28 protein-coding genes are annotated in these 23,986 nt (G+C 75.4%); 13 read left to right on the top strand and 15 right to left on the bottom strand.

Annotated features, from left to right (window positions below):
• Positions 1-14: 14 nt before the first annotated feature.
• Positions 15-266: a hypothetical protein gene (locus tag BMY88_RS00640; protein WP_091939091.1), complete on the bottom strand. Its 252-nt coding sequence runs from the start codon at positions 264-266 to the stop codon at positions 15-17.
• A 226-nt stretch (positions 267-492) separates the two neighbouring features.
• Between BMY88_RS00640 and BMY88_RS00635 the strand changes: the two genes are divergently transcribed.
• Positions 493-696: a cold-shock protein gene (locus BMY88_RS00635; protein ID WP_091939089.1), complete on the top strand. Its 204-nt coding sequence runs from the start codon at positions 493-495 to the stop codon at positions 694-696.
• An 87-nt stretch (positions 697-783) separates the two neighbouring features.
• Here BMY88_RS00635 and BMY88_RS00630 read toward each other — a convergent pair whose 3' ends face one another.
• Both BMY88_RS00630 and BMY88_RS00625 read right to left on the bottom strand, forming a co-directional pair.
• Entirely contained in the window at positions 784-1,248 is a 465-nt protein-coding gene (locus tag BMY88_RS00630) for a hypothetical protein (protein ID WP_091939087.1), read from the bottom strand.
• A gap of 77 nt (positions 1,249-1,325) precedes the next feature.
• Positions 1,326-1,973, bottom strand: coding sequence for a hypothetical protein (locus BMY88_RS00625; RefSeq protein ID WP_091939085.1), 648 nt, complete (start codon positions 1,971-1,973; stop codon positions 1,326-1,328).
• A gap of 175 nt (positions 1,974-2,148) precedes the next feature.
• On the opposite strand from BMY88_RS00625, the gene BMY88_RS00620 reads away from it, so the two are divergent.
• The 4 genes from BMY88_RS00620 to msrB (BMY88_RS00605) all read left to right on the top strand — a co-directional run bounded on the left by BMY88_RS00620 (position 2,149) and on the right by msrB (BMY88_RS00605) (position 5,897).
• Positions 2,149-4,299, top strand: coding sequence for a sensor histidine kinase (locus BMY88_RS00620; protein WP_139220364.1), 2,151 nt, complete (start codon positions 2,149-2,151; stop codon positions 4,297-4,299).
• Between the two features lie 129 nt (positions 4,300-4,428).
• Positions 4,429-4,950, top strand: a complete 522-nt coding sequence (locus BMY88_RS00615; RefSeq protein ID WP_244524383.1) for a LuxR C-terminal-related transcriptional regulator — start codon at positions 4,429-4,431, stop codon at positions 4,948-4,950.
• A gap of 44 nt (positions 4,951-4,994) precedes the next feature.
• Positions 4,995-5,417 (top strand): peptide-methionine (R)-S-oxide reductase MsrB, encoded by a 423-nt coding sequence (gene msrB / locus BMY88_RS00610; protein ID WP_091939081.1) that lies wholly within the window; start codon positions 4,995-4,997, stop codon positions 5,415-5,417.
• Positions 5,418-5,480: 63 nt separating this feature from the next.
• The gene (msrB, locus tag BMY88_RS00605) at positions 5,481-5,897 is read left to right on the top strand and encodes a peptide-methionine (R)-S-oxide reductase MsrB (RefSeq protein ID WP_244524382.1); all 417 of its coding nucleotides are present in this window, start codon (positions 5,481-5,483) and stop codon (positions 5,895-5,897) included.
• 1 nt (position 5,898) lies between these two features.
• On the opposite strand, the gene hemQ is transcribed toward msrB (BMY88_RS00605), so the two are convergent.
• Positions 5,899-6,615 carry a hydrogen peroxide-dependent heme synthase gene (gene hemQ, locus BMY88_RS00600; RefSeq protein WP_091939079.1) on the bottom strand — a complete coding sequence of 239 codons (717 nt, stop codon included), beginning with the start codon at positions 6,613-6,615 and terminating at the stop codon, positions 5,899-5,901.
• 60 nt (positions 6,616-6,675) lie between these two features.
• Positions 6,676-7,647, bottom strand: a complete 972-nt coding sequence (locus tag BMY88_RS00595; RefSeq protein WP_091939076.1) for a hypothetical protein — start codon at positions 7,645-7,647, stop codon at positions 6,676-6,678.
• 191 nt (positions 7,648-7,838) lie between these two features.
• Here BMY88_RS00595 and BMY88_RS24560 point away from each other — a divergent pair, with 191 nt between their 5' ends.
• The 3 genes from BMY88_RS24560 to BMY88_RS00580 all read left to right on the top strand — a co-directional run bounded on the left by BMY88_RS24560 (position 7,839) and on the right by BMY88_RS00580 (position 9,581).
• Positions 7,839-7,964 (top strand): hypothetical protein, encoded by a 126-nt coding sequence (locus BMY88_RS24560; protein WP_280138668.1) that lies wholly within the window; start codon positions 7,839-7,841, stop codon positions 7,962-7,964.
• 16 nt (positions 7,965-7,980) lie between these two features.
• On the top strand, positions 7,981-8,232 hold the full coding sequence (locus tag BMY88_RS00585) for a helix-turn-helix domain-containing protein (protein ID WP_091939072.1): 252 nt from the start codon (positions 7,981-7,983) through the stop codon (positions 8,230-8,232).
• Between the two features lie 131 nt (positions 8,233-8,363).
• Positions 8,364-9,581, top strand: a complete 1,218-nt coding sequence (locus tag BMY88_RS00580; protein WP_091939069.1) for an HNH endonuclease signature motif containing protein — start codon at positions 8,364-8,366, stop codon at positions 9,579-9,581.
• A 197-nt stretch (positions 9,582-9,778) separates the two neighbouring features.
• Here BMY88_RS00580 and BMY88_RS00575 read toward each other — a convergent pair whose 3' ends face one another.
• The 3 genes from BMY88_RS00575 to hemE all read right to left on the bottom strand — a co-directional run bounded on the left by BMY88_RS00575 (position 9,779) and on the right by hemE (position 12,645).
• A complete protein-coding gene (locus BMY88_RS00575) occupies positions 9,779-10,081 on the bottom strand; it encodes a hypothetical protein (protein ID WP_091939066.1) in 303 nt (100 codons plus the stop codon).
• Positions 10,082-10,163: 82 nt separating this feature from the next.
• On the bottom strand, positions 10,164-11,549 hold the full coding sequence (hemG, locus tag BMY88_RS00570; protein WP_091939064.1) for a protoporphyrinogen oxidase: 1,386 nt from the start codon (positions 11,547-11,549) through the stop codon (positions 10,164-10,166).
• Between the two features lie 4 nt (positions 11,550-11,553).
• A complete protein-coding gene (hemE, locus tag BMY88_RS00565) occupies positions 11,554-12,645 on the bottom strand; it encodes a uroporphyrinogen decarboxylase (protein WP_091939062.1) in 1,092 nt (363 codons plus the stop codon).
• 72 nt (positions 12,646-12,717) lie between these two features.
• Between hemE and BMY88_RS00560 the strand changes: the two genes are divergently transcribed.
• Both BMY88_RS00560 and BMY88_RS00555 read left to right on the top strand, forming a co-directional pair.
• Entirely contained in the window at positions 12,718-13,356 is a 639-nt protein-coding gene (locus tag BMY88_RS00560) for a DUF3000 domain-containing protein (protein ID WP_091939060.1), read from the top strand.
• A gap of 1 nt (position 13,357) precedes the next feature.
• Positions 13,358-14,695, top strand: a complete 1,338-nt coding sequence (locus BMY88_RS00555) for a ribonuclease D (RefSeq protein ID WP_428978302.1) — start codon at positions 13,358-13,360, stop codon at positions 14,693-14,695.
• Positions 14,696-14,735: 40 nt separating this feature from the next.
• Here the strand turns inward: BMY88_RS00555 and BMY88_RS00550 are convergent, their stop codons facing one another.
• The gene (locus tag BMY88_RS00550) at positions 14,736-15,107 is read right to left on the bottom strand and encodes a cupin domain-containing protein (protein WP_091939056.1); all 372 of its coding nucleotides are present in this window, start codon (positions 15,105-15,107) and stop codon (positions 14,736-14,738) included.
• 72 nt (positions 15,108-15,179) lie between these two features.
• Between BMY88_RS00550 and BMY88_RS00545 the strand changes: the two genes are divergently transcribed.
• The 3 genes from BMY88_RS00545 (at position 15,180) to BMY88_RS00535 (ending at position 19,009) form a co-directional block, all read left to right on the top strand.
• Positions 15,180-15,623: a MarR family winged helix-turn-helix transcriptional regulator gene (locus tag BMY88_RS00545; RefSeq protein ID WP_211435404.1), complete on the top strand. Its 444-nt coding sequence runs from the start codon at positions 15,180-15,182 to the stop codon at positions 15,621-15,623.
• A gap of 99 nt (positions 15,624-15,722) precedes the next feature.
• Positions 15,723-16,928, top strand: a complete 1,206-nt coding sequence (locus BMY88_RS00540) for a thiolase family protein (RefSeq protein WP_091939051.1) — start codon at positions 15,723-15,725, stop codon at positions 16,926-16,928.
• Positions 16,925-19,009 carry a 3-hydroxyacyl-CoA dehydrogenase NAD-binding domain-containing protein gene (locus BMY88_RS00535; protein ID WP_091939049.1) on the top strand — a complete coding sequence of 695 codons (2,085 nt, stop codon included), beginning with the start codon at positions 16,925-16,927 and terminating at the stop codon, positions 19,007-19,009. The genes BMY88_RS00540 and BMY88_RS00535 overlap by 4 nt, the downstream gene beginning before the upstream one ends.
• Before the next feature lie 161 nt (positions 19,010-19,170).
• Here the strand turns inward: BMY88_RS00535 and dxs are convergent, their stop codons facing one another.
• From dxs to BMY88_RS00505, 6 genes are all read right to left on the bottom strand, one after another.
• Positions 19,171-21,090: a 1-deoxy-D-xylulose-5-phosphate synthase gene (gene dxs, locus BMY88_RS00530; protein ID WP_091939047.1), complete on the bottom strand. Its 1,920-nt coding sequence runs from the start codon at positions 21,088-21,090 to the stop codon at positions 19,171-19,173.
• A 149-nt stretch (positions 21,091-21,239) separates the two neighbouring features.
• A complete protein-coding gene (locus BMY88_RS00525; RefSeq protein WP_091939046.1) occupies positions 21,240-21,605 on the bottom strand; it encodes a hypothetical protein in 366 nt (121 codons plus the stop codon).
• Positions 21,606-21,652: 47 nt separating this feature from the next.
• On the bottom strand, positions 21,653-21,883 hold the full coding sequence (locus BMY88_RS00520) for a DUF4177 domain-containing protein (RefSeq protein ID WP_091939044.1): 231 nt from the start codon (positions 21,881-21,883) through the stop codon (positions 21,653-21,655).
• 75 nt (positions 21,884-21,958) lie between these two features.
• Positions 21,959-22,279 (bottom strand): hypothetical protein, encoded by a 321-nt coding sequence (locus tag BMY88_RS00515; protein ID WP_091939042.1) that lies wholly within the window; start codon positions 22,277-22,279, stop codon positions 21,959-21,961.
• 98 nt (positions 22,280-22,377) lie between these two features.
• Entirely contained in the window at positions 22,378-23,322 is a 945-nt protein-coding gene (locus BMY88_RS00510; protein WP_091939040.1) for a metallophosphoesterase family protein, read from the bottom strand.
• A complete protein-coding gene (locus BMY88_RS00505) occupies positions 23,322-23,918 on the bottom strand; it encodes a hypothetical protein (protein WP_091939037.1) in 597 nt (198 codons plus the stop codon). The genes BMY88_RS00510 and BMY88_RS00505 overlap by 1 nt, the downstream gene beginning before the upstream one ends.
• Between the last annotated feature and the right edge of the window lie 68 nt (positions 23,919-23,986).

Raw genomic sequence — 23,986 nt, 5'->3', positions numbered from 1 at the left:
GTCACCGGCGCGGGTCAGACGACCAGGGCGGCGGCGCGGGCGCCGAAGGTGTGCGCGGCCAGCGCGGCGTGCCCGTCGCTGACGACGGTCCACGCGGCGACGACCGCGTCGATCTCGGCCTGCCGGTCGGCGGCGGACACGAGGACGGCGCGCGGAGCCGCCCCGCCCGGCATGCCGAGCTCCGCGATGCGCGCGGCCAGGTCGCCGTCCTCCAGGTCCTCGACGTCGACGAGGGCGAGCGGGGCGGTGGCGGTGGCGCTGGTCATGACGGTGCTCCCTGCGGGTCCGAGGCCGGTTCCTCCGGCACGGACGACTCTCGGGGCCGCACCGCAGCGCAGCCGCCCGGGATGCGCAGGATCGGCGCAAGAACCACCCGGGTCCGCGCACGTTCCCGCTCCCCCTGGCACCGGCCGAGCCGATAGGGTCAGCGTCGTCGGGAAGGCCCTGCGATATGGCAGGACCCCGATGCACCACAGCAGCTAGGAGCGAGCAATGCCCGAAGGCACAGTGAAGTGGTTCAACGCCGAGAAGGGGTTCGGCTTCGCCACCCCCGACGGTGGCGGACCTGACGTGTTCGTCCACTACTCGGCCATCCAGTCCAGCGGGTACCGCTCGCTCGACGAGGGCCAGCGGATCTCGTTCGACATCGAGCAGGGCCAGAAGGGCCCGCAGGCGGCGAACGTCAACCCGCTCTGATCCTCCCCCGATCAGTTCGCAGCGCCTCCGCCCGGCATCGCCGGGCGGGGGCGCTGTCGTGTGGGGGGCGCCCGCGGAACGGGGGGCTCAGCGGGCGCGGGGCACGTACCCGCCGACCAGCGCGGACATGAGCAGCGCGCCGGAGTCCGGCCCCACGGCCGACGCGGCCTCCCCCAGTGCCCGCCACCGCTCCCGCTCGACGTCGGTCGGGGCGTTCGCCATCCGAGTGGCGACCTGCTCCAGCAGCCGCGCCCACTGCTCCTGCGGCGTCGGCCACAGCCCGGCCAGCCGCCGCGCCTCCGGCGAGATGCCGGTGAAGCGGACGATCTCCCCCGCGTAGTTGGTCAGCGCCTCCACGTAGCCCGCCGACTGGAGCGCGCGCGCCGCGGCGACCACGTCGGGCTTGGACAGACCGCTGGCCGGCACGACCTGGCCGAGATAGGGGTTGCCGCCGTACTCGGGGCCGTCGACCAGCCGGGCGATCGCCCGCAGCACCGGCAGGTCGCGGGGGAACCAGGTGTCGGGCAGCGGTCCGTCGGGGGCGGTGGTCATGGGAGGCAGTGTCCTCCGGCGTGCCCGTCGGCCCCCTCCAGGGGCCCGCGCCGCGCGGAGCGGGGAGGAGGAGGTCCTCACCGCTCCCGGGGGAGGGTGTTCTCCGGGCGCAGGGCGAGCACCAGCCCGAGGCAGGCGTAGCCGACGAGCAGATGGCCGGCCCCGATCGGACCCGCCAGGTCGGGCAGCGCCGCCGACGCGGGGATGACGACCGGCGCCCAGCTCTCCGCGCCCAGCGGCCAGAACCGGGCCGGGCCCCGCCAGCGCCCCGCGATGGCGATGCGGATGCCGATCGCGCACATGCCGAGCATCGACAGCGGCCAGAAGGCGTCGAGGGCCAGCGCCGCCGGGTTCTCGTTCCACGCCGGGATCAGCATCGTCTGCAGCGAGGACAGGATGGCCAGGCCCAGCATCGCGTGCTCGATGTGCAGGAAGCGGCGGGCCAGCGTCCCGGTGCCCGTGGCCCGCGTGGCCAGCTGGACGGCGACCAGGGCGACCAGCCCGAGCTGGAAGAGCAGCCCGGAGGCGCCGTAGAGGACGTCCTCGGTCCGGGTGGTGTCCTCGCCGAGGTCGAAGACGAGGATGCCGGCGGCCCAGGTCGCCGAACCGACCGCCGTGGCGATCCCGGCCGCGCGGACGGAGCGGACGGTCGGCGGCCGGTGCCGGCCTTCGGACGGTGCGACGCCGTCGGTGCGGGCGAGGGCGGGGCTGGTGCTGATCGACATGCGGGCCTCCTGGGAACGGGCGGCGGTGCCCGGTGCACGGCCGGGGACCACCGTCGGGGGGCGGCGTCCCGGGCACCCAGGGGCTGCTGCCCTCGTTCCGGTCCCCTCACCGTCCCGGGGGACCCGGGACAGCTGCCTCGTGCCCGGCGGGACGCCGATCGGGCACGATCCCCCGGTGACCGCCGCCCCCGACGTCGCGCAGCGCGCCGTCGCCGCGCCGCCGGCCGCCGGGCCGCTCCCCCCGCCCGAGCCGCCCGCACCCCGCGCCCGCCGCCGCGTCGCGCCCGTCGTGGCCTGGGTGGTCGCCCTGGTCAGCGGTGGTGCCACGGTCGCCGCGATCGTCCTCGACGCGGTCACCAGCACCGCGGCGCGGGAGGCCGCGCACGCCTCCGCCGGCTGGATCATCGGCGCTCCCGGCCTGTTCCTCGCCGTGCCGGCCTGGCTGCTGCTGGCCCGGCTCCCCCGCCACCCCGCCTCGTGGGTGGTGGCCGGCAACGCGCTCGTCTGGGGGCTCGACGGTCTGGCCCAGTCCTGGCTGACCCGCGCCGTGCAGGGCGACGAGCCGCTGCCCGGCGCGACCCCGGCGTTCTGGGTCGTCTCCCGCTTCGGGGCGTGGCTGCTCATCGGGCTGCCGCTGCTGCTGCTGGTCTACCCCGACGGCCGGCTGCCCGGCGGGTGGTGGCGGATCGCCGCGGTGGTCAGCCTCGCGTCGACCGCGGTGCTGCCGCTGCTGCTGATGGTCGCCCCCTCGGCCGCCCTCGACGCGGCGGGCGACACCTCGACGCCCGCGATCTACGACGGCGTCGACCTCGACCCGACCAGCCTGCCGCTGCCGTCCGGGCTGGTGGAGGCGGTGGCGCGGGTGGCGCTGCCGGTCGCGACGCTCGGGGTGCTCCTGCCCGTCGCCGCCGTCGTCGCCCGGTACCGCGCGGCCCGCGGGACCCGCCGCGAGCAGATGCGCTGGCTGCTGTGGGCGGCGGTCGTCGACGCGCTGGTCATGCTCGCCACGCTGCTGCTGCCCGGCGACGTCACCTCGCTGGCCCTGGGCGTCGCGGTCGGCCTGACCGGCGCCGCCGTCACGGTCGGCCTGCTGCGACCGCGGCTGGTCGACATCGACCAGCTCCTCGGCGGCACGCTCGTCTACGGCGGGCTGGCCGTCGCCGTCGTCCTGCTGGACCTCGCCGTCCTCGCCGTCGCCGGGGCGCTGCTCGGCGACCGGCTCGGCGACCGCGACGCCACGCTCCTCGCCCTGCTCGTGGTCACCGCCCTGTACGTGCCCCTGCGGGCGCAGGCCTGGCAGCTCGTCCGCCGGTGGGTCCTGGGCGGGCGGGAGGACCCCTACCGGGTGGTCGCCGGCCTGGCCGAGCAGCTCGAGCGGTCCGAGGGCGTCGAGGACCAGCTGCGGGCCGTCACCCGGGCCGTCGCGGAGGCGTTCCGCTCCGCCTACGTCGGCGTGGAGATCGAGGCCGGCCCCGGCCGGCGCCTGGTCGTCGAGACCGGCCGGCGCCCGGCCGGGGTGCAGGGGCTGTCCATCGCCTACCGGGGCGAGGAGGTCGGCCGGCTGCTGCTCCCCCGCGACGGCGTCCGCGCCTCGCTGGTCGCCCGTGACGAGCGGCTCCTGGCCGACGTCGTCCGGCAGGCCGCCGCCGCGGCCCAGGCCAGCGCACTGGCCGGCGAGCTGCAGGCCAGCCGCGAGCAGCTCGTCGCCGCCCGCGAGGAGGAGCGCCGCCGGCTGCGCCGCGACCTGCACGACGGGCTCGGGCCCAGCCTGGGCGCGGTCGTGCTGCGCATCGACACCGCCCGCAACCTCGCCCGCAGCCGCCCCGACGACGCCGACTCGGTGCTGCGGCAGGCCCGGGACGAGGTCGCCGGCGCCCTGGCCGACGTCCGGCGGCTGGTGCACGACCTGCGCCCGCCGGCCCTGGACGACCTGGGCCTGGCCGGCGCGGTGCGCCAGCAGGCCGAGCGGCTGCTGCCGGCCGACGTCATGACGTCGGTGACGGCCGGCCCCGGCACCGACGGGCTCCCGGCCGCCGTCGAGGTCGCCGCCTACCGCATCGCGTCCGAGGCCCTGGCCAACGTGGCGCGGCACGCGGCGGCGATGGCCGTGCGGGTGTCGCTGCTGCGCGACGCGGCGGGCCGGCTGGTCGTCACGGTGGTCGACGACGGCGTCGGCATCGCCCCGGGCGCCCCGGCCGGCGTCGGGCTGGTGTCGCTGCGGGAGCGGGCCGCCGAGCTGGGCGGCCGCTGTTCGGTGACCTGCCCACCGGAGGGCGGGACCGTGGTGCGGGCCGTCCTGCCCGTCGAGGAGGAGAGGCCGGCATGAGCGAACCCGAGGAGCCGCTGCGGGTGCTGGTCGTCGACGACCACCCCGTCTACCGCGACGGCCTGGCGATGCTGCTGGGCTCCGTGGCGGGGCTCGCGGTGGTCGGCGGCGGCGGACGGCGCGAGCGCGGTGACGCTGGCGCTGGAGGAGCAGCCCGACGTCGTCGTCATGGACGTGCAGATGCCGGTGCTGGACGGCATCGAGGCGACCCGGCGGATCACCGCGGAGAGCCCGTCGGTCGGCGTCCTGGTGCTCACGATGAGCGAGGACGACGGCACCGTGTTCGCCGCCATCCGCGCCGGCGCCCGCGGCTACCTGCTCAAGGGCGCCGACCAGGAGGAGGTCGTGCGCGCGATCACCACCGTGGCCGCCGGCGGCGCGGTGTTCGGCCCCGCCCTGGCCCGCCGGATCGCCGAGTTCTTCGCCGCCCGCCCCGGCGGACCGGAGACCGCGTTCCCCCAGCTGACCGCCCGGGAGCGGGAGGTGCTGGACCTGGTCGCCGCCGGCCGGTCCAACGCCCAGATCGCCTCGGCGCTGTTCCTGTCGCCCAAGACGGTCCGCAACAACGTCTCCAACGTGCTGGCGAAGCTGCAGGTGACCGACCGGGCGCAGGCGATCGTCCGGGCCCGGGAGGCGGGCCTGGGACGGTGACGGCGACCCCCCTGCGACCCGCGCGGCCGCCGTACCGTGGAGCCATGACGACGTCCGCCGAGCAGCAGCCGAAGGTCACCAGGAGCGACGCCGAGTGGCGCGCGGAGCTCTCCCCCGAGGAGTACGCGGTCCTGCGCCAGGCCGGCACCGAACGCCCGTGGACCGGGGAGTACGTCGACACGAAGACCGTCGGCGTCTACGCCTGCCGCGCCTGCGGGGCCGACCTGTTCACCTCGGAGACCAAGTTCGACAGCCACTGCGGGTGGCCGTCGTTCTACCAGCCGTCCGCCGCGGACAACGTCGTCCTCCGGGAGGACCGCAGCCTCGGGATGCTGCGCACCGAGGTCCTCTGCGGCACCTGCCACAGCCACCTCGGGCACCTGTTCGACGACGCGCCGCAGACCCCCACCGGCGACCGGTTCTGCATCAACTCCGTCAGCATCCGGCTGCGGCCCGCCGAGGGCTGACCCGCCGGGCGCACGCGGGCGGCCTCCCCCACCTCGGGCGGGGGCCGCCCTACGGTGACGGCCGTGCTGCCCGAACCGGACGACGAGCCGATCATCGTCAAGAGCGACGACGAGTGGCGCGCGCAGCTCAGCACGCGCGAGTTCGCCGTGCTGCGTCGCGGCGGGACCGAGCGGCCCTGGTCGGGCGAATACGTCGACACCAAGATCGGCGGCGCCTACCACTGCCGCGGCTGCGGGCAGGAGGTCTTCCGCTCGCGCACCCGGTTCGAGTCCACCTCGGGCTGGGCGTCGTTCTACGCGCCCAGCAGCGCCGGCAACGTGCATCTGCGCCCCGACCTGACCGGGAAGTTCCCGCGGATCGCCGTCCGCTGCTCGGCCTGCCACGGGCACCTCGGGCACGTGTACGACGACGCCCCGCAGACCCCCACCGGCGACCGCTACAGCATCAACTCGGCCGCCGTCCGCTTCCTCCCCGGCTGACTCAGGCGAGGTCGGCGACCAGTTCCGCGACGGACTTGCGGACGCCGGTGTAGAACGGCACCTCCTCGCGCACGTGCCGCCGCGCGCGGCTGGCACGCAGGTCGCGCATCAGGTCGACGATGCGGTGCAGCTCGTCGGCCTCGAAGGCGAGCATCCACTCGTAGTCGCCGAGAGCGAAGGCGGCCACCGTGTTGGCGCGGACGTCGGCGTAGGAGCGGGCCTGCATCCCGTGCTCCTTGAGCATGTCGCGGCGCTCCTCGTCGGGCAGCAGGTACCACTCGTAGGAGCGCACGAACGGGTAGACGCAGACGAACCTCCGCGCCTCCTCGTCGGCGAGGAACGCCGGGATGTGGCTGCGGTTGAACTCGGCCGGCCGGTGCAGGGCGAACTGCGACCAGACGGGCTCCAGCTGCCGGCCCAGCGCGGTACGGCGCAGCCGGGTGTAGGCCTCCTGCAGGGACTCCGCGGAGGGCCCGTGCCACCACACCATGAGGTCGGCGTCGGCCCGGAAGCCCGCAACGTCGTAGGTGCCGCGGACGACGACGTCCTTGCCGGCGAGCTCGTCGAGCAGCCCCTGCAGCTCGTCGGCCATCGCGGCGCGCTGCTCGTCGGCCAGCGGGCGGGTCAGCCGGAACACCGACCACATGGTGTAGCGGATCGTGGCGTTGAGCTCGTTGGCCCGCTTGCCGACGCTCTTGTGCTCGGTCTGCTCGCTCATGGCCCCATTCTGGCGCGCGCCGGCGGCGGCCCGGTCGCGCGGGTCGGCGATCCCGCGGCGTCAGCCGGGGACGACGGCCAGCGGGCGGCGGTTGCGGCCCGGCAGGCACGCCAGCGCCGCGAGCGCGAGGGCCACGCCGTCCTCCACCAGCGCCGCGGAGAGGTCGGGCAGCCGGGTGCTCGCCCAGCGGCGCCACGCCAGCCCGCCGAACGCCCCCGCCACGGCACCCACGCCCGCCGCGGCGGCCGGCAGGGCGGCGTTGGCCCGCTCGCGCTCGGCCAGCCGGGTCGCCCCCGCGGTGGCCCCGACGAGTCGCGGCACCAGGCCGCCGGGCTCCGTCCGGTCGGGGGTGTCGGGCGACTTGTCCGCGACCAGCTCGCCGACGAGCGCGGCCGCGGCGAGCGCCCGGGCCGGCACCGAGCTCCCGCCCAGCCGGCCGGGCTTCGTGGGCGCGGTCAGCGTCGGGCCGGCGAAGCCCAGCGCAGCCCGGCTGCCCGCGGCCACCCCCAGCGCCGCCGAGCGGAGGGTGAGGCCGGCGCTCGCCGCCCCGCGGGGCACCGCGCGCTCGCGGTCGGTGCGCACCGCCGAGACGATCCCGTGCACGGTCGCCCCGTAGGCGAGGTGCGGGACGGCGTCGGCGAGCCAGTCGGCGCGGCTCCAGGTGCGCGGGTCCCCGACGCCGAGGACCGCGATCGGGATGTCGCACGCGGCCATGGCGGTGGCGCCGGTGGCGACCGCCCCCACCGGGCCGGGCAGCCGGATCCCCGCCGACCGGGCGACGCTCGCCAGCACCCCGGTGGCCAGCCCCGTGCCGATGCCGGCGAGGGCGCCGAGCGCGGTGCGCCGGTCCTCGAGGACCCGCCCGCGCCCGGGCACCTGCGCCCCGGCGACCGCGGCGAGGGCGTCGACCGTCCGCTCGGGCGCGGTGCTGGCCGGCCGGCCGCGGATGGCCATGTCGAGGTAGGTGACGGCGGTGAGGACGGTGGTGCCGGCCGCGCCGGCGACCAGCCCCCGCGTGAAGGTCCCGGGCACTCCCGACCCTGTCGGGCGGGCGCGGGGAGGGCAACCCGGAAGCGGTCCGCGCCGGGGAACCCCCCGTCGGGGGTGACCCCGCCGACCTCGTGCGGGACGGCGATGGCGGCGCCGACGACCTCGAGGCGTCCGAGGTTCGCCTCGGGATCGGCCGTGAACTGCTCGGGCGTGATCGCCAAGGCGTCCCGCTGGTGAAGGCGTTCGGCGACACCGCCGCGGCCGAGCTCCTGCACGGGCAGCTGGCGCCGCAGCCGTACGCCGCGGGCGGGGCCGGCGTCTACTGCTACCGCAGAGCTGGCCCGCGGAGCCGCCGGTGAGGCGCGGCGCCTCGGCATGCCCGTGCCGGACCGGCAGTCCGCCGCGCTGGTCGACCGGGCCGCGCGCGCCGCCCACGACGCCGACCCCCTGACCGCCCGGGAACGGGAGATCGCCGGCCTCGTGGCGCGGGGGTGGACCAACCGGCGGATCGCCGGGGATCTCGTGCTGTCGGAGCGGACCGTGGAGAGCCACGTGCGCAACGTGCTGGCGAAGCTGGATGCGGCCAACCGCACGGAGCCGGCGACCCTGGTGGGCCGGGACTCTTAGCCCGTCCGAGCGGCCGGCACAAGACCCCGCCGCGATCGGCGGATTGAGGGTCTGAGCTGGGGATATGCGTTGAGCCGAACCTTCCTTAGCGGTAGAATCGAACACATATTCGAACGGGTGGGGAGGTGTCCGTGGGGGAGCTGCAGTCGGCGCTGGACGGCCTCGCGACGCTGGACCTGGACGAGTTGCCCGACGCCGCGCTGCTGGCGCAGCTGCGTGAGTTGGTCGCAGTTCAGCACCGGGTGACCGCGCAGCTGACCCGGGTGGCCCGGCGGGTCGACGTGCGCGGCGCGGCGGAGTTCGACGGGGCGAAGAACGCCAAGCTGTGGCTGCGCGGCCATGCACGGGTCGCGGGCACCTCAGCGGGGCGGATCGTGGCCCACGGGCGGGTGCTGGAGCAGCTGCCGGCCACGTCGCGGGCGTTCGCCGAGGGTGTACTCGGTGCCGACCAGGTCACAGTGATCGGCAAGATCGCCACCCCCTTCCATCTCGACCTGGCCGCGACCCGGGGCATCGACGTCGCCGCCGTCGAGGCCGCGCTGGTCCAGCTCGCGGCCGTGGGCACCCACCGGGAGCTGGAGCTCGCCGTGGCCGACTACCTGGCCAAGCTCGACCCCGACGGCCCCGAACCCGACCCCACCGAGGAGCGGTCGGTGACGCTGGTCCAGCACCCCGACGGCCGCTGGACCCTCCGCGGCGAACTCGATGCCGTCGGCGGGCAGAAGGTCGCCACCGCGCTGGAGTCCATCAGCGCCGCCGGCCGCTGCGCCGGCGACGACCGGACCCGTTCCCAGCGCACCGGCGACGCCCTCGTGCAACTGGCGGACCTGGCGCTCGCCTCCGGGCAGCTGCCGGTGCTGCGCACGGTCAAGCCGCACGTCATCGCCACGATTCCGGTCGAGGACCTGGTCGACCCGTCCACCGGGCCCGGGGCGGCGACCGCCGGCACCGTCGCCACGATCTCGGCCGCCCGCGCTCGGTGGCTGGCCTGCGATGGCGTCGTCAGCCGGCTCGTGCTCAGCCCCGACGGGCTGCCCCTGGACGTGGGCCGGGAGCAGCGCGTGGTCCCACCCCACATCCGCAGAGCCGTCGAACAGCGCGACCAGTCCTGCGTGTTCGCCGGCTGCGAAGCACCCCGCTGGTTCTGCGACGTGCACCACCAGATCGAGTGGACCGACGGCGGCGACACCTCGGTCGAGAACTCCGCGCTGCTATGCGAGAGACACCACGCCAAGGTCCACCACGGCTTCCGCGTCGAACGCGACGACACCGCCCCACCCCAGGCCCGCTGGCGCACCTACCGCCCCGACGGCACCCAGATCCTCCCCCACCCGCCGCCACCCTCCTGACCACACGCACCCTCACCCCGCGGCGACCCGGCCGCGGGGGACAGGCGCGCGCCCGGCAAGCCTGTGGATCGACCTTCGGCTCCAGGCCCCCACGAGGCGGCTTCAGGGACACGATCGAGGGTCAGCGAGCGAATCGGCCCTGGCGAGCTGTTTCGCCAGCCCCGTCACGGTGGATCAACGGTCGTGCCTGCCTGAGGTCAGCACCTACGTCGCTCGCGGTCGGACGTGCTGCCAGCCAGTCGGAGCAACGCGAGGCCGTCACTGTGCGACGCCTCGACGAACAGCTCGAACACGCGACCGCGCCCCTCGGGACCATTCGCCCAGGCGAGCACCTCGTGGACGTCAGCCGCTTCCGTCAACCGCCACTCATGGCAGTGCCACATCATTTGCTCCTGGCCAGATGCAGGCTCGCCTGCCGGGCGGTGCCAGAAGTAGACGCGGTAGACCGGGGACTCCACTTCCCAGCGCGTGTCGCGAGGGTCGACCAGTGCGATCATCACCCGGACATCGTGCCGCCCCGAGTCCTGTGGAGAACCGCGCGGACTGCGGCTGACCCCGTCGGCCCCACGCCACGAGGTCGAGCTAGGACAGCAGCTGGTCCACGGCGCGCTCGGCGTCGCGGACGCAGGCCGGGACCCCGACGCCGTCGTACGCCGCGCCGGCCACCGCGAGCCCCGGCACCTCGGCGACCGCGGCCCGGATGGCGACGACCCGCTGCCCGTGCCCCACCAGGTACTGCGGCAGCCCGCCGCCCCAGCGGACCACGCGCGTGGCGACCGGTTCGGGGCGGTCGAGCCCCAGCAGGTCCGCGACGTCGGCGACCACCGCGGCGGCCAGGTCGTCGTCGTCGCGCTGGAGCTCGGCCTCGGCGCGGTACCGGCCCACCGACGACCGCACCAGCAGGTGGGGGCGGTCGGGCGTGGGAGCCAGGTGCGGCCACTTCGCCGACGACACCGTGACCCCCTTGACCAGCCGGCCGGTGACCGGCGGGACGAGCAGACCGGAGCCGGCGGCGACCTCCTGCGCGGGGAACGCCATGGCCACCACCGCCATCGAGGCGTACGGGATGCCCTCCAGCGGCGCGACGGCGCCGGGGGCGGTGCCGGCGAGCAGCCGAGCGGCCTTGGGCGCGGGGGCGGTGACCACGACGGCGTCGGCGGTCAGCGTCTCCGGGGCCGCGGCCGGCCCGACCGAGAGCTCGAACCCGCCGGGCGTCCGGGTGAGCCGGTGCGCCGGCGTGTGCAGCCGGACGTCGGCGCGGGCGGCGGCGACCAGCGCCGCGGGCAGCGAGCCGATGCCGTCGGAGACGGTGACGAAGACGGGGGCGTCGGCATCGAAGCGGCTGCGCGCCCCGGCGTCGCGCGCGGCGGCCGCGGCGCCCAGGACCGAGCCGGCCGCGGGCAGGTGGGCGGCCAGCTGCGGCATGGTGGCCGCCAGGGACAGCTCGTCGGCCCGGCCGGCGTACACGCCGCCGAGGAGAGGCTCCACCAGCCGGTCGACGACCTCGTCACCGAGCCGGTCGCGGAGGAGGTGACCGACCGCCACGTCGCCGTCCAGGCGCAGCGGCGGCAGCCCGGCCTCCGCGGCGACCCGGGCGACACCCTCGGGGGTGAGCACGCCGTCGAGCCCCTCGGCCGACGCCGGCACGCCGAGCACGGTGCCGGCGGGCAGCGGGAACCGGCCCTCGGGGAGGACGACGGAGGCCTGCGTCGTGGCCGGGCGCACCAGCCGGTCGGCCAGGCCCAGGCGCTCGACCAGGCGCACCGCCTCGGGCACACGCGCGAGCATCGCCTCGGGACCGGTGTCGTACCAGTGCCCGGCCAGCTCGATCCGGTGCAGCTTGCCGCCGATCCGGCCGCCCGCCTCGAGGACGACGATCTCGTCGTCCGGCCGCCGGCGGCGCCACTCGAACGCGGCGGTCAGGCCGGCGATCCCGGCACCGACGACGACGAGGCGGCGAGGACGCACGACGTCAGCGCTCCGTCAGGCCGTGGACGAGCTCCACCACCCGGGTCAGCACGTCCGGGTCGGTCTCGGGCAGCACGCCGTGCCCGAGGTTGAAGATGTGCCCGCGGGCCGCCCGGCCCTGCTCGACCACCCGGCGGACCTCCCGCTCGACGGTGTCCCGGTCGGCGAGCAGCACCGCCGGGTCGAGGTTCCCCTGCACCGAGCGGCCCGGCCCGATGCGGCGGACCGCCTCGTCCAGCGGCACCCGCCAGTCGACGCCGACGACGTCGGCACCGGCGTCGCCGATGAGGGGCAGCAGCTCGCCGGTGGCGACGCCGAAGTGGATGCGCGGCACGTCCCGCACGCCCCGCTCCCGGTCGCCGAGGGCGTCGAACACCGCCCGCGAGGAGGGCAGCACCCGCTCCGCGTAGTCGGCGGCCGAGAGCACCCCGGCCCACGAGTCGAACAGCTGCACCGCGGAGGCGCCGGCGTCGACCTGGGTGCGCAGGAACGTGGCGGCCGAGACGGCGAGCTTGTCCAGGAGCCGTCCCCACGCCTCGGGCTCGGCGTACATGAAGGCCTTGGTGCGGGCGTGCTCCTTGGAGGGGCCGCCCTCGATGAGGTAGGTGGCGAGGGTGAACGGCGCGCCCGCGAAACCGATGAGCGGGGTCGCCCCCAGCTCGGCGACCAGCCTGCGGACGGCGGTCTCCAGGAACGCCAGCTGCCCGGCCTGGAGATCCGGCAGCGCGTCGACGTCGGCCACCGACCGGATCGGCGAGGCGATCACCGGGCCGACCCCGGGCTTGATGTCGATGTCGACGCCGGCCACGACGAGCGGCAGCACGATGTCGGAGAAGAGGATCGCCGCGTCGACCCCGTGCCGGCGGACCGGCTGCAGGGTGATCTCGGTGACCAGGTCGGGGTCCTGGCAGGACTCGAGCATCTTCGTGCCGGCCCGCAGCGCCCGGTACTCGGGCAGCGATCGGCCGGCCTGGCGCATGAACCACACCGGCGTCCGGCGGACCGGGAGTCCCATGGCCGCGCGCACCAGGTCGGAGTCGGCAGGGGTGGCGGCCGACGGGTCAGGAGCACCCGTGGGGCCGGGAGGAACGGTCACGGCCAGCGATCCTCCCAGACGTCGTGCGGCGCGTCGGCGACGCGGGGCCGGGCTCGGACCTACCCTGCGACCGTGGAGCCACGCAGCCTGGCCGCGCGTCCGGCGGACGGCGCGGGCACCGGGGACGAGCCGCCCGAGTCCTTCCGCGCCGCGGTCGCCGCCCTGACCGGTCTGCACGTGCGCCCGGAGATCCTCGTCGAGCGGATCCCGGCACCCCAGCGGCTCGCGCCGTGGGCACACGCGGTGAGCGCGCGCGTCGGCGATCCGGAGGCCGCCGACGACGAGGACCCGGAGGAGATCGCCAGCGGCCGGTTCATCGTGCTGCACGACCCGGCCGGGCACGAGGCCTGGGCCGGCACGACGCGGTGCGTCGGGTTCCTGTCGGCCGAGACCGACGAGCACATGGTCGACGACGCGATGTTCTCCGAGGTCGCGTGGAGCTGGCTCACCGACGCGCTGGCCGAGACCGGCGCCACCTGGCACGCCCTCGGCGGCACGGTCACCCGGACCGCCTCGACCCGGTTCGGCGACCTCGCCGGCCCCGAGCACAGCGTCGACGTGGAGATGCGCGCCTCGTGGACGGCCGAGGACACCGACCTGGACCGGCACCTGGCCGCCTGGCTCGAGGTCCTGGGCAACGCGGCCGGCCTCCCGCCGCCCGGCGTGCACCTGCTGGGTCCCACCGGACCGGCCGGGGGCAGGACTCTCTAACATCGGAGACCGGACAGACTGTCGACACGGGCGAGAAGGTGGATCAGCCCTGAGCACCGAGCCCCTGGACACCGAGCCCGCCCACGCCGCACCCCTGGAGACCGCACCCGGCCCGTCGCCCGAACCGGCGGAGGAGACCGGCCCCCCGGCCACCCCCCTGCTGGCCCCCCGGGACGGGCTGACCCCCGTCGTCGAGACCTCCACCGCGCTGGTCGAGTACGCCGCGGCGCTGCGCAGCGGGAGCGGCCCGGTCGCCGTCGACGCCGAGCGCGCCTCCGGCTACCGCTACGGGCAGCGCGCCTACCTGGTGCAGCTGCGCCGGGCCGGCGCCGGCACCGGGATGATCGACCCCGTCCCCCTGCCCGACCTGTCGGTGGTCCAGGAGGCGATCGGCGACGCCGAGTGGGTCCTGCACGCGGCCAACCAGGACCTGCCCTGCCTCGCCGAGATCGGCCTGGTCCCGAGCCGGCTCTTCGACACCGAGCTCGCCGCCCGCCTCGCCGGGCTCCCGCGGGTCGGCCTGGGCGCCGTCGTGGAGTCCCTGCTGGGGTTCTCGCTGCAGAAGGGCCACTCCGCCGCCGACTGGAGCACCCGCCCGCTGCCCGAGGAGTGGCTGGTCTACGCCGCGCTCGACGTCGAGGTACTCGTCGACCTGCGCGACGCGCTGGCCGCCCTCCTCGAGGAGCAGGGCAAGACCGAGTGGGCGCGGCAGGAGTTCGAGGCGATCCTCGCCGCCGGGCCGCCCGCGCCGAAGCAGGACCCCTGGCGCAAGACGTCGGGGGTGCACGGGCTGCGCAGCCGCCGCCAGCTCGGCATGCTGCGCGCGCTGTGGGAGGCCCGCGACGACCTCGCCCGCAAGCGGGACATCGCACCGGGCCGCGTGCTGCCGGACTCCGCGATGGTCTCCGCCGTGCAGGCCGACCCGCAGACCGAGGGCGCGCTGCTGGAGCTGCCGGTGTTCCGCGGCCGGGCCAACCGCCGGCTCGTCGGCACCTGGTTCGGCGCGCTGGCCCGCGGGCGGGCGCTGCCCGAGGCCGAGCTGCCCCCGCACAGCCGTCCCGGTGAGGGCCCGCCGCCGGTCAACCGCTGGGCCGACCGGGACCCGGCGGCGGCGACTCGGCTGCAGGTGGCCCGGGCCGGGCTGGCCGAGCTGTCGGCCAAGCACGACGTCCCCGTCGAGAACGTGCTCTCCCCCGACCTGGTCCGCCGGTTGATGTGGAGCCCGCCCGAGCCGCGCGACGTCGAGACCGTGTCCACCGCGCTCCGGGCCGGTGGCGCCCGCGAGTGGCAGGTGGAGCTCACCCGCGACCTGCTCACCGACGCCGCCACCCGCGCCTGACACACCCCGCCGGACACACCCCGCCCGTGGCGCCCTCTCCCTAGGCCGCCCAGGGCGGGGCGAGCCGGGTGCCGTCCGGGAGCACCGCCTCCAGGCCCGGCGACGTCGTCACCCAGGCGGTGCACCCCACCGGCCCGGCGTCGACCGCGAACTCCGACCCCGCCGGGACCACGAGCACGTCCCCCGGCCCGAGCGTGGCGGGCGACCCGTCCACCGTGGCGGTGAGCTCGCCCGTCAGCACCAGCAGCACCTCCTCCCGGGTCGGTCGGTGCGGCACGCCGCGCAGTCCGGCGGGGACCTCCAGCCGCCAGGCGCACAGCTGCCGGCTGCCGCGCGAGGGCGCGACGTAGGAGTGGAACCGGCTGCCGTGCGCCTCGAACAGCACGGCCCGATCGGCGCGGACGACGGACATCACTACCTCCAGGTGGTCAGGAATCCTGTCCAGATCGTCAGGTTTCCTGTCCGGATGTGTCAAGCTGCTCGCGTGCGCCCGACCGACTGGACCACCGCCGCAGCCGTCCTCCGCCTGGCCGCGGAGCTGATCGACACCGTCCAGGACGGGGTCGCCGCCCGCGGGTTCCCCGACGTCCGGCCGGCGCACGGCTTCGCCTTCGTCCGGATCGCCGCCGGCCACGCGACGACGTCGGACGTCGCCGCCCACCTCGGCGTCACGAAGCAGTCCGCCGCCGAACTGGTCACGGCCCTCGTGGACCGCGGCTACGTGACCCGGGAGCCCGACCCCCGCGACGCGCGCGCCCGGCTGCTCCGGCTGACCCCGCGGGGGCAGGCCTGCACCGTGGCGGCGGAGGAGGCGGCCGCCGACGCGGTGGCGGACTGGCGCGCGCGACTGGGCGCCGAGGCCTTCGCGGCACTGGAGGCCGCGCTCGCCTCCCTGGCCCTCCCGGGACCGCTCCGCCCGTCGTGGTGAGACGCCCCAGGGCGCGGCTGGCCCCGACGGTTACCGGCGGGTAACTTAGTCGGTGTCCATCCGGATATCGGGTGGATCCCGAACTGCTGCGGAGGTCCCATGTCCCGCTCCCTGCGCGAGGTCGTCTTCGTCGACGGCGTGCGCACCCCCTTCGGCAAGGCCGGCCCGAAGGGCATCTACGCCGAGACGCGCGCCGACGACCTCGTCGTCCGCGTCATCCGTGAGCTGCTCCGGCGCAACCCGGCCCTGCCGCCCGAGCGCATCGACGAGGTCGCCATCGCGGCGACCACCCAGACCGGCGACCAGGGGCTGACCCTCGGCCGCACGGCCGCCATCCTGGCCGGGCTGCCGAAGTCGGTGCCCGGCTACTCCATCGACCGCATGTGCGCCGGCGCGATGACCGCCGTGACCACCACCGCCAGCGGCATCGCCTTCGGCGCCTACGACGTGGCCATCGCCGGTGGCGTCGAGCACATGGGCCGCCACCCCATGGGCGAGGGCGTGGACCCCAACCCGCGGATCGTCAGCGAGAAGCTCGTCGACCCCTCCGCGCTGGTCATGGGCTCCACCGCGGAGAACCTGCACGACCGGTTCCCGCACCTGACCAAGGAGCGCGCCGACGCCTTCGCGCTGGCCAGCCAGCAGAAGTACGCCAAGGCCGTCGCCAACGGGCAGATCGGCCCGGAGCTCGTGCCGGTCGCCACCCGGTCGGCCGAGAGCGGCTGGGGGCTGGCCACGGTCGACGAGCCGCCCCGGCCCGGCACCACCCTGGAGCAGCTGGGCGGCCTGAAGACCCCGTTCCGGCCGCACGGCCACGTGACCGCTGGCAACGCCGCCGGTCTCAACGACGGGGCGACCGGCTGCCTGCTGGCCGCCGAGGACGTCGCCGAGGAGCTCGGCCTGCCCATCGGCATGCGCCTGGTCGGCTACGGCTTCGTCGGCGTCGAGCCCGAGGTCATGGGCATCGGCCCGGTGCCCTCCACCGAGCGGGCGCTGGCCCGCACCGGGCTGTCCATCGACGACATCGGGCTGTTCGAGCTGAACGAGGCCTTCGCCATCCAGGTGCTGGCCTTCCTCGACCACTTCGGCATCGCCGACGACGACGACCGGGTCAACCCGTGGGGCGGCGCCATCGCCGTCGGCCACCCGCTGGCCTCCTCCGGCGTCCGCCTGATGACCCAGCTGTCGCGGCAGTTCGCCGAGCGCCCCGACGTCCGCTACGGCCTGACCGCGATGTGCGTGGGGCTCGGCATGGGCGCCACCGTCATCTGGGAGAACCCGAACTGGGAAGGGGCCGACAAGTGACCGCGGTCTTCGAGAACGAGGTCGTCACCCGGGCCCTGGTCCGGTTCCTGACCTATCCGGGCCTGGCCGGGGAGATCGCGCTGATCACCCTGGACAACGGCCACGACCACACCCGGCCCTCGACCTTCGGCCCGGGTGGGCTGGCCTCCCTGGACGCCGCCCTCGACGAGGTCGCCGCCCGCACGCCGGCCCCGGCGGCCGTCGCCGTCACCGGCAAGCCGTTCATCTTCGCCGTGGGCGCGGACCTCTCCGGCGTCCCGTCGATCACCGACGAGGCGACGGCGCGGGACATCGCCGAGACCGGGCACCGGGTGTTCCGGCGGCTGAAGGACTCGGCGATCCCGACCTTCGCCTTCGTCAACGGCGTCGCGCTGGGCGGTGGCCTGGAGCTGGCGCTGCACTGCCACTACCGGACGATCAGCAGCGGTGCCGCCGTCGCCTTCCCGGAGGTCTTCCTCGGGCTGGTCCCCGGCTGGGGAGGAACGCAGCTGCTGCCCAACCTGATCGGCATCGACCCCGCCGTCACGGTCGTCGTCGAGAACGCGCTCGCGCAGAACAAGGTCACCTCCGGGCCGAAGGCCGCGACGCTGGGCATCGCCGACGCGCTGTTCGAGCCGGCCGACTTCCTGGAGCGCTCGCTGGAGTGGGCCGTGGGCGTGCTCTCCGGGTCCGTGACGGTCGACCGCCCGGAGATCGACCGGTCGGCCTGGGATGCCGCCATCGAGCGGGCCCGCGGGATCGTCGCCGGGCGCACCCGCAACGCCTCCCCCGGCGCCGTCCGATCGGTCGACCTGCTCGACCTGGCTCGCCACGGCGTCGACGGCGAGGCCTTCACCGCGGGCACCGCCGCCGAGGACGACGCGCTCACCGAGCTGCTGATGAGCGACCCGCTGCGGGCCTCGCTGTACTCGTTCGACCTGGTCAACAAGCGGGCCAAGCGGCCGGCCGGCGCGCCGGACAGGTCACTGGCCCGCAAGGTCACCAAGGTCGGCGTCGTCGGCGCCGGGCTCATGGCCAGCCAGCTGGCGATGCTTTTCGTCCGCCAGCTCACGGTGCCGGTCGTGCTCACCGACATCGACCAGGCCCGCGTCGACAAGGGCGTGGCCTACGTGCACGGCGAGCTGGACAAGCTGGCCCAGCGCGGCCGGCTGAGCCCCGACCGGCTCAACCAGCTCAAGGGCCTGGTGACCGGCTCGCTGTCCAAGGACGTCTTCGCCGACGCCGACCTCGTCATCGAGGCCGTCTTCGAGGAGATGTCGGTCAAGCAGCAGGTGTTCGCCGAGCTCGAGGCGATCGTGTCGCCGGAGTGCGTGCTGGCGACCAACACGTCGGCGCTGTCGATCACCGAGATGGCCTCGAAGCTGGAGCACCCGGAGCGGGTCGTCGGCCTGCACTTCTTCAACCCCGTCGCCGTCCTCCCCCTGCTCGAGGTCGTGCGTGCCGAGCGGACCGACGACGCCTCGCTGGCAACCGCCTTCGCCGTCGGCAAGGCTCTGAAGAAGAGCTGCGTGCTCGTGGCCGACGCCCCGGCGTTCGTGGTCAACCGGCTGCTCACCCGGTTCCTCGGCGACGTCATCGCGTCGGTGGAGCAGGGCACCCCGATCGCCGTGGCCGAGCGGGCGCTGGATCCACTGGGCCTGCCGATGACGCCGTTCGAGCTGCTCACGCTCGTCGGCCCGCCCGTGGCGCTGCACGTGGCCGAGCGGATGCACGAGGCCTTCCCCGACCGGTTCCGGGTCGCCGACGGGCTGCGCAGGATGGTCGAGCTGGGCAAGAGCAGCGTGTTCAGCGAGCCCGGCGTCGTCGACCCCGAGCTCGCGGGCATCGATGCCGGCGATTCCCCGCTCACCGAGGAGCAGGTGCGCGAGCGGGCGCTCGACGCGACGGCGCAGGAGATCCGGCTGATGCTGGACGAGGGCGTCGTGCAGGCGGTGCAGGACATCGACCTGGCCATGATCCTCGGCGCCGGCTGGCCGTTCTGGCTGGGCGGCATCTCCGCCTACCTGGACCGCGCCGGGGTGTCCGAGCGGGTCACCGGCTCGCGCTTCCTGCCGGAGGGCGTGGCCAGCCTCCCCGCCTGACGCACGGACCACGGCGGCCCGGACCCCTCAGCGTCGAGGGGGCCGGGCCGTCGTCGTGTCGCGGGCCCCACCCCGCCCAGAAGCGCGGAATTGCACCGTGCAGAAGTGCGGAATTGCCCGGGGGGTCAGGGGGTCCCTCTACCACTCTCCGGTGGGCTCGTTCACTGCTGGGCGCCGTCCAAGCGCTCGCCGACCCGGGAGTCGGCCCGGTCGGCGAGCACCGCCGCCCACTCGACGATCCGGCGGGCGATGTCCTGCTCGGTCAGCCCGACGTCGGCCAGCACCTGACCGCGGCTGCCGTGGTCGAAGAACGCCTGCGGCAGGCCGACGGTGCGCACCGGGACGTCGCACTGGAGGTCCTGAAGTGCCTGGGTGAGCGTCGTCCCGACCCCGCCGGCGCGGCCGCCGTCCTCGACCGTGACGACCAGCTTGAACCCCGAGGCCAGGGTGGTCAGGTCGGCGGCGACGGGCAGCACCCAGCGCGGGTCGACGACCGTGACGTCGATGCCGTGGTCGGCGGCGCGCTCGGCGACGGCCAGGCACATCGGCACCATCGACCCGACGGCGACCAGCAGCACGTCGCGCCGCTCCGCCCGCCGCAGCACGTCGACCGGGCCGCGCCGTTCGAGCGCCGGCAGGTCCGGGGGCAGCACGCCCTTGGGGAAGCGGACGACGGTCGGCCCGTCGGTCACCGCCACCGCCTCGCGCAGCGCCTCCCGCAGGGTCGCCTCGTCGCGCGGGGCCGCGAGCCGCAGCCCCGGCACGACCGAGAGGATCGACATGTCCCACATGCCGTTGTGCGAGGCCCCGTCGTCGCCGGTGACGCCGGCCCGGTCCAGGACGACGGTGACCGGCTGGCGGTGCAGCGCGACGTCCATCAGCAACTGGTCGAACGCCCGGTTGAGGAACGTCGAGTAGACCGCGACCACCGGGTGCAGCCCGGCCATCGCCAGGCCGGCGGCCGAGGTCATGGCGTGCTGCTCGGCGATGCCGACGTCGAAGGTCCGCTCGGGAAAGCGCTCGGCGAACGGCGCGAGCCCGGTCGGGTGCAGCATCGCCGCGGTGATGGCGACGACGTCGGGCCGCTCGCCGCCGATGCGCGCCAGCTCGTCGGCGAAGGCGTCGGTCCAGGCCAGGCCCGTCTTGCGGACGGCCGCGCCGCTGTCGGGATCGAAGATGCCGGTGGCGTGCCAGGCGTCGATCTGGTCGGTCTCGGCCGGCGCGTAGCCGTACCCCTTGGTCGTGACCGCGTGCACGATGACCGGCCCACCGAAGGAGCGCGCCCGCCGCAGCGCGGACTCCAGCACCTCCACGTCGTGGCCGTCGACCGGCCCGACGTACTTGAGGCCGAGGTCTTCGAACATGCCCTGCGGGGACAGGACGTCCTTGAGGCCCTTCTTGATGGCGTGCAGCGCGTCGTACAGAGCCGACCCGAGCACCGGCGCCCGGTGCAGCGCGTGCCGGACCTGCAGCAGCGCCTGCTCGTAGCCCGGGCGCAGCCGCAGGGTGGCCAGGGCGTCGGCGACGCCGCCGATGGTCGGCGAGTAGGAGCGGCCGTTGTCGTTGACGACGATGACCACCGACCGGTCCGGGGCGGCGGCGATGTTGTTCAGCGCCTCCCACGACATCCCGCCGGTCAGCGCGCCGTCGCCCACGACCGCGACCACCGGCCGGGCGTCGCCACGGATGGCGAAGGCCTTGGCCAGGCCGTCGGCGTAGGACAGCGCGGTGGAGGCGTGGCTGTTCTCCACCCAGTCGTGCTCGCTCTCGGCGCGGGACGGGTAGCCGGACAGCCCCCCGCGCTGGCGCAGCCGCTCGAAGTCCTCGACGCGGCCGGTGAGCATCTTGTGCACGTAGGACTGGTGGCCGGTGTCGAAGACGATCGGCTCGCGCGGGGAGTCGAAGACGCGGTGCAGGGCGATGGTCAGCTCGACGGCGCCCAGGTTGGGACCCAGGTGCCCGCCGGTCTTGGCCACGCTGGTCACCAGCGCGTCCCGGATCTCCGCCGCCAGCACCGGGATCTGGTCGGCGGGCAGGGCGCGCACGTCGGCGGGGCCGCGGAGGGAGCGCAGGAGCGACACGAGGCGGTCAGCGTCCTCTCGGTCGGCGGCAGGGGCAGGGCGTGGGACACGGGCAACGCGGACGCCGCCGCGTCAACTGTAAACGCGTACGCCCGGTACTTCCGGTCGAGCGGGACGGTCGGATGCGGGTCACACCTCGCCTCCCGGACTCACAGCCGCGGCACCCACCGCTCGCCGCGCAGGGCCGCCGAGACCACCGCCACCCCCCGGGCGGCGGCCGCCAGGCGCGCCCCCTCCCGTTCGTAGGCGGTCATGGCGGCCGCCATCGCGTCGGCCGGCAGGTGGTCGGCGAGCTCGACACGGACGGTCCGCCAGCCGCTCCGGGCGGCCTCCAGCCCGGCGGCGACGTGGTCGCGGGCGAAGCGGGCGAGCAGCACCGGGTACCGCCGCAGCACCTCGTGCGCGCGGTAGTCCGGGGGCACGAGGTCGAACAGCCACGCGACCGCCGTCCGCTCCCAGTCCGGAGCGCCCGGCGGGCGCACGGCCTCGGGCCAGCCCGGCGGCGTCGCGTCCACCGCACCAGTGTGCCCCGAATCGAACGGATGTTCGACGGGAGGGTGGCTCAGGTGGCCGACGGCCGCTTCAGCCAGAACTGCTCGAAGCCCCACGTGCCGGCACCGCTGGAGTGGTAGCTCACCAGCTCCCACCCGTCGGCGCCGAGCCGGTTGAGCACCGAGCTCGTGTCCCCCGCCTGCCGTTCGAGGGCTCCACCGGGGAGCTTGACGCTCACCCCTGCCCGCTGCGACTGAGCGTCGTTGGCCGTGATGACCGAGGCGTACTCCCAGGAGGTCACCCGACGACCGTAGCCGGAACGGTCACCGGCCCCGGCACGGACCTCGCCCGGCGCCGTGCTCCGCCGGGCCCTGTGCTACCAGCCGAGGTCCATGCAGACCGACAGCGCGTCGTCCAGGCGGGCGGAGAAGTACCGCACGTCCCGGCCGCGCTCCTCGCGCCGGGCGTCGCGGACCACGATCTCGACGTAGGAGCGCAGGTCGCCGGAGAGCGGGGCCACCCCCGCCTCCTCGCCGAACTCGGCGATGATCCGCGCGCGGGCCTCGGCGTCGTCGTCGCGGGCGGCGTAGCGGTTGTCGTAGAGGAAGTCGCACGCCACCTCGTCCGTCGCCGGGATCGAGGCGCAGCCGCTTCCCAGGGCGGCCACGGCCGCCAGTCCCGCGAGTGCTCGCTTCATGCCGCCCCTCGAGTGCCGTCGTCGCCAGCGGAAGCTACCGGGCGGGCGCCGGGAACCCCGGAACCGGTGTCCCCCCGCGCGGCGGCAGGACGCCCCGGTCAGCTGGTGACGAGCCGGTGCAGCCTCCCGACGTCAGGGGCGCCGGTCCAGACCTGCGCTGCATGGTCGCGCCAGCGGACGTCCACGGTTCGGCCGTCGTCCAGGACGGTCACGTAGAAGGTCACGGCCCGGCCCACGCCGACCTCGGGAGGCGCCCCGGTGGGCTGGGTGTACGTGGCCGCCGCGTCGATCCGGGCGATCCGCCGGCCACCGATCGTCATCAACCCGGTCGTGCCCCGATCCCACGGGGTGTGGGTGTGACCGTGCGCCCAGGCGACGACGTGCCGGTGACCGGCGAGGAGCTCCACCAGGTCCGGCGCATGGCGAGAACGCATCGTGGACTGGTTGTCCTGCCAGCCGGAGCCGAACACCGTCGGCTCCGATGCCAGCGGCGCGTGGTTGAGGACGAGAGTCGGCCGGGTGTCCGCGGCGAGGGTCCGGTCCAGCCAGGCGATGTCGGCGGCCGTCAGCGGGCGGACCGGCCAGCCGGGACACGGAGGTTCCCCCAACGGCGACGCGGTGTGCGGGGCGGACGGCCCGAGGACGACCGCGTTCACGTCGCCCAGATCGACCGTGTAAGACGGCGCCGGGTAGCCCCAGACAGCGGCCCACTGCCGCGGGGTGACCGCGTCATAGGGCACGTCGTGATTGCCCATCACCTTGTACACGGCCAGACGGTAGGAGCCGCACCAGGCATCGAACAGGGCGAACCGACGGCGCAGCACCGCGGGATCGCCGCCGGCGTCGCCGTCGGAGATGTCCCCCATCTGGAAGCGGGCCGCAGGCGCGTCGTGAATCAGGTGGTCCCGGACATCCCGGCCGATCGCGTCGTAGGTGGTCCGACCCGACAGCGGCCAGATGCGCTCCCAGTCGGTCTGCACGTCGCCGATGAGCTGCACGGTCGTCCCTCCGGCGGGAGCGGCCCACCGGGCGCGGTAGGGCATCAGGCCCGGGCGTAGCGGAGGGTCGCCAGCGACGGGCCGACGAGCGTCGGCGGTGTGCCGGTCCGGGTGGCGTTGAGGTAGAGCGCGCCGTCGGTGTCGAACACCCGCGCCTCGGCGTCCATCGTCCCGGCCGGGGCCCAGCGGCGGCGCTGCACGATCGGCTCGGCTCCGCCCGACAGGACCGTCCGGGTGGCGTACGTCGAGATCCGACGGGTCGGGCGCGAGTGCGAGGCGTTGAGCAGAGCGAACGTCCAGTAGTCGTCGTCCGACGCCGGGTACCGCTCCACCCCGAGGCCGAGGTCGAACACGAAGTCCACCGACAGCAGCCGCCACGGGAACGGCAGCACCAGCAACGGCGCGTTGACGTTCGACGTTCGGTTGGACAGGTCCCCCGCCGGGCCGGGCTGCACGGACCACAGCAGCGGCACCGACACCGCGGTCTCCTCCAGAGAAGGGACCTCGTCTCGGCGCGCGTAGACCTGCGGGTCAGGCACCGGGGCGGTCACCGGCGCGTCCTCGGCGGACGCGGCGGAGCCGGCCAGCGTCATCAGCAGCGGCGCCGTCGTCGCCGCCGTCAGCAGGGTCCGTCGCTTCATGGGGCACGAGACGGTAGACCACGGGGGCGCCGAGCGGAGCCCCACGGCGCGCCGCCCGCGCCGGGAGT

The sequence above is a fragment of the Trujillonella endophytica genome (assembly GCF_900110555.1).
In the GTDB taxonomy this organism is placed as follows: Bacteria; Actinomycetota; Actinomycetes; order Mycobacteriales; family Geodermatophilaceae; genus Trujillonella; species Trujillonella endophytica.
The sequence above is the reverse complement of the archived record's forward strand: the minus strand, read 5'-3'. Positions and strand labels throughout refer to the sequence as shown.

Bases quoted from the DNA above. Each gene is read 5' to 3' on its own strand.
- BMY88_RS00640 (WP_091939091.1), bottom strand. From the start codon at position 266: ATGACCAGCGCCACCGCCACCGCCCCGCTCGCCCTCGTCGACGTCGAG.
- BMY88_RS00635 (WP_091939089.1), top strand. From the start codon at position 493: ATGCCCGAAGGCACAGTGAAGTGGTTCAACGCCGAGAAGGGGTTCGGC.
- BMY88_RS00630 (WP_091939087.1), bottom strand. From the start codon at position 1,248: ATGACCACCGCCCCCGACGGACCGCTGCCCGACACCTGGTTCCCCCGC.
- BMY88_RS00625 (WP_091939085.1), bottom strand. From the start codon at position 1,973: ATGTCGATCAGCACCAGCCCCGCCCTCGCCCGCACCGACGGCGTCGCA.
- msrB (WP_091939081.1), top strand. From the start codon at position 4,995: ATGACGACGTCCGCCGAGCAGCAGCCGAAGGTCACCAGGAGCGACGCC.
- hemQ (WP_091939079.1), bottom strand. From the start codon at position 6,615: ATGAGCGAGCAGACCGAGCACAAGAGCGTCGGCAAGCGGGCCAACGAG.
- BMY88_RS00585 (WP_091939072.1), top strand. From the start codon at position 7,981: ATGCCCGTGCCGGACCGGCAGTCCGCCGCGCTGGTCGACCGGGCCGCG.
- BMY88_RS00550 (WP_091939056.1), bottom strand. From the start codon at position 15,107: ATGTCCGTCGTCCGCGCCGATCGGGCCGTGCTGTTCGAGGCGCACGGC.
- BMY88_RS00540 (WP_091939051.1), top strand. From the start codon at position 15,723: ATGTCCCGCTCCCTGCGCGAGGTCGTCTTCGTCGACGGCGTGCGCACC.
- BMY88_RS00515 (WP_091939042.1), bottom strand. From the start codon at position 22,279: ATGAAGCGAGCACTCGCGGGACTGGCGGCCGTGGCCGCCCTGGGAAGC.
- BMY88_RS00510 (WP_091939040.1), bottom strand. From the start codon at position 23,322: ATGCCCTACCGCGCCCGGTGGGCCGCTCCCGCCGGAGGGACGACCGTG.
- BMY88_RS00505 (WP_091939037.1), bottom strand. From the start codon at position 23,918: ATGAAGCGACGGACCCTGCTGACGGCGGCGACGACGGCGCCGCTGCTG.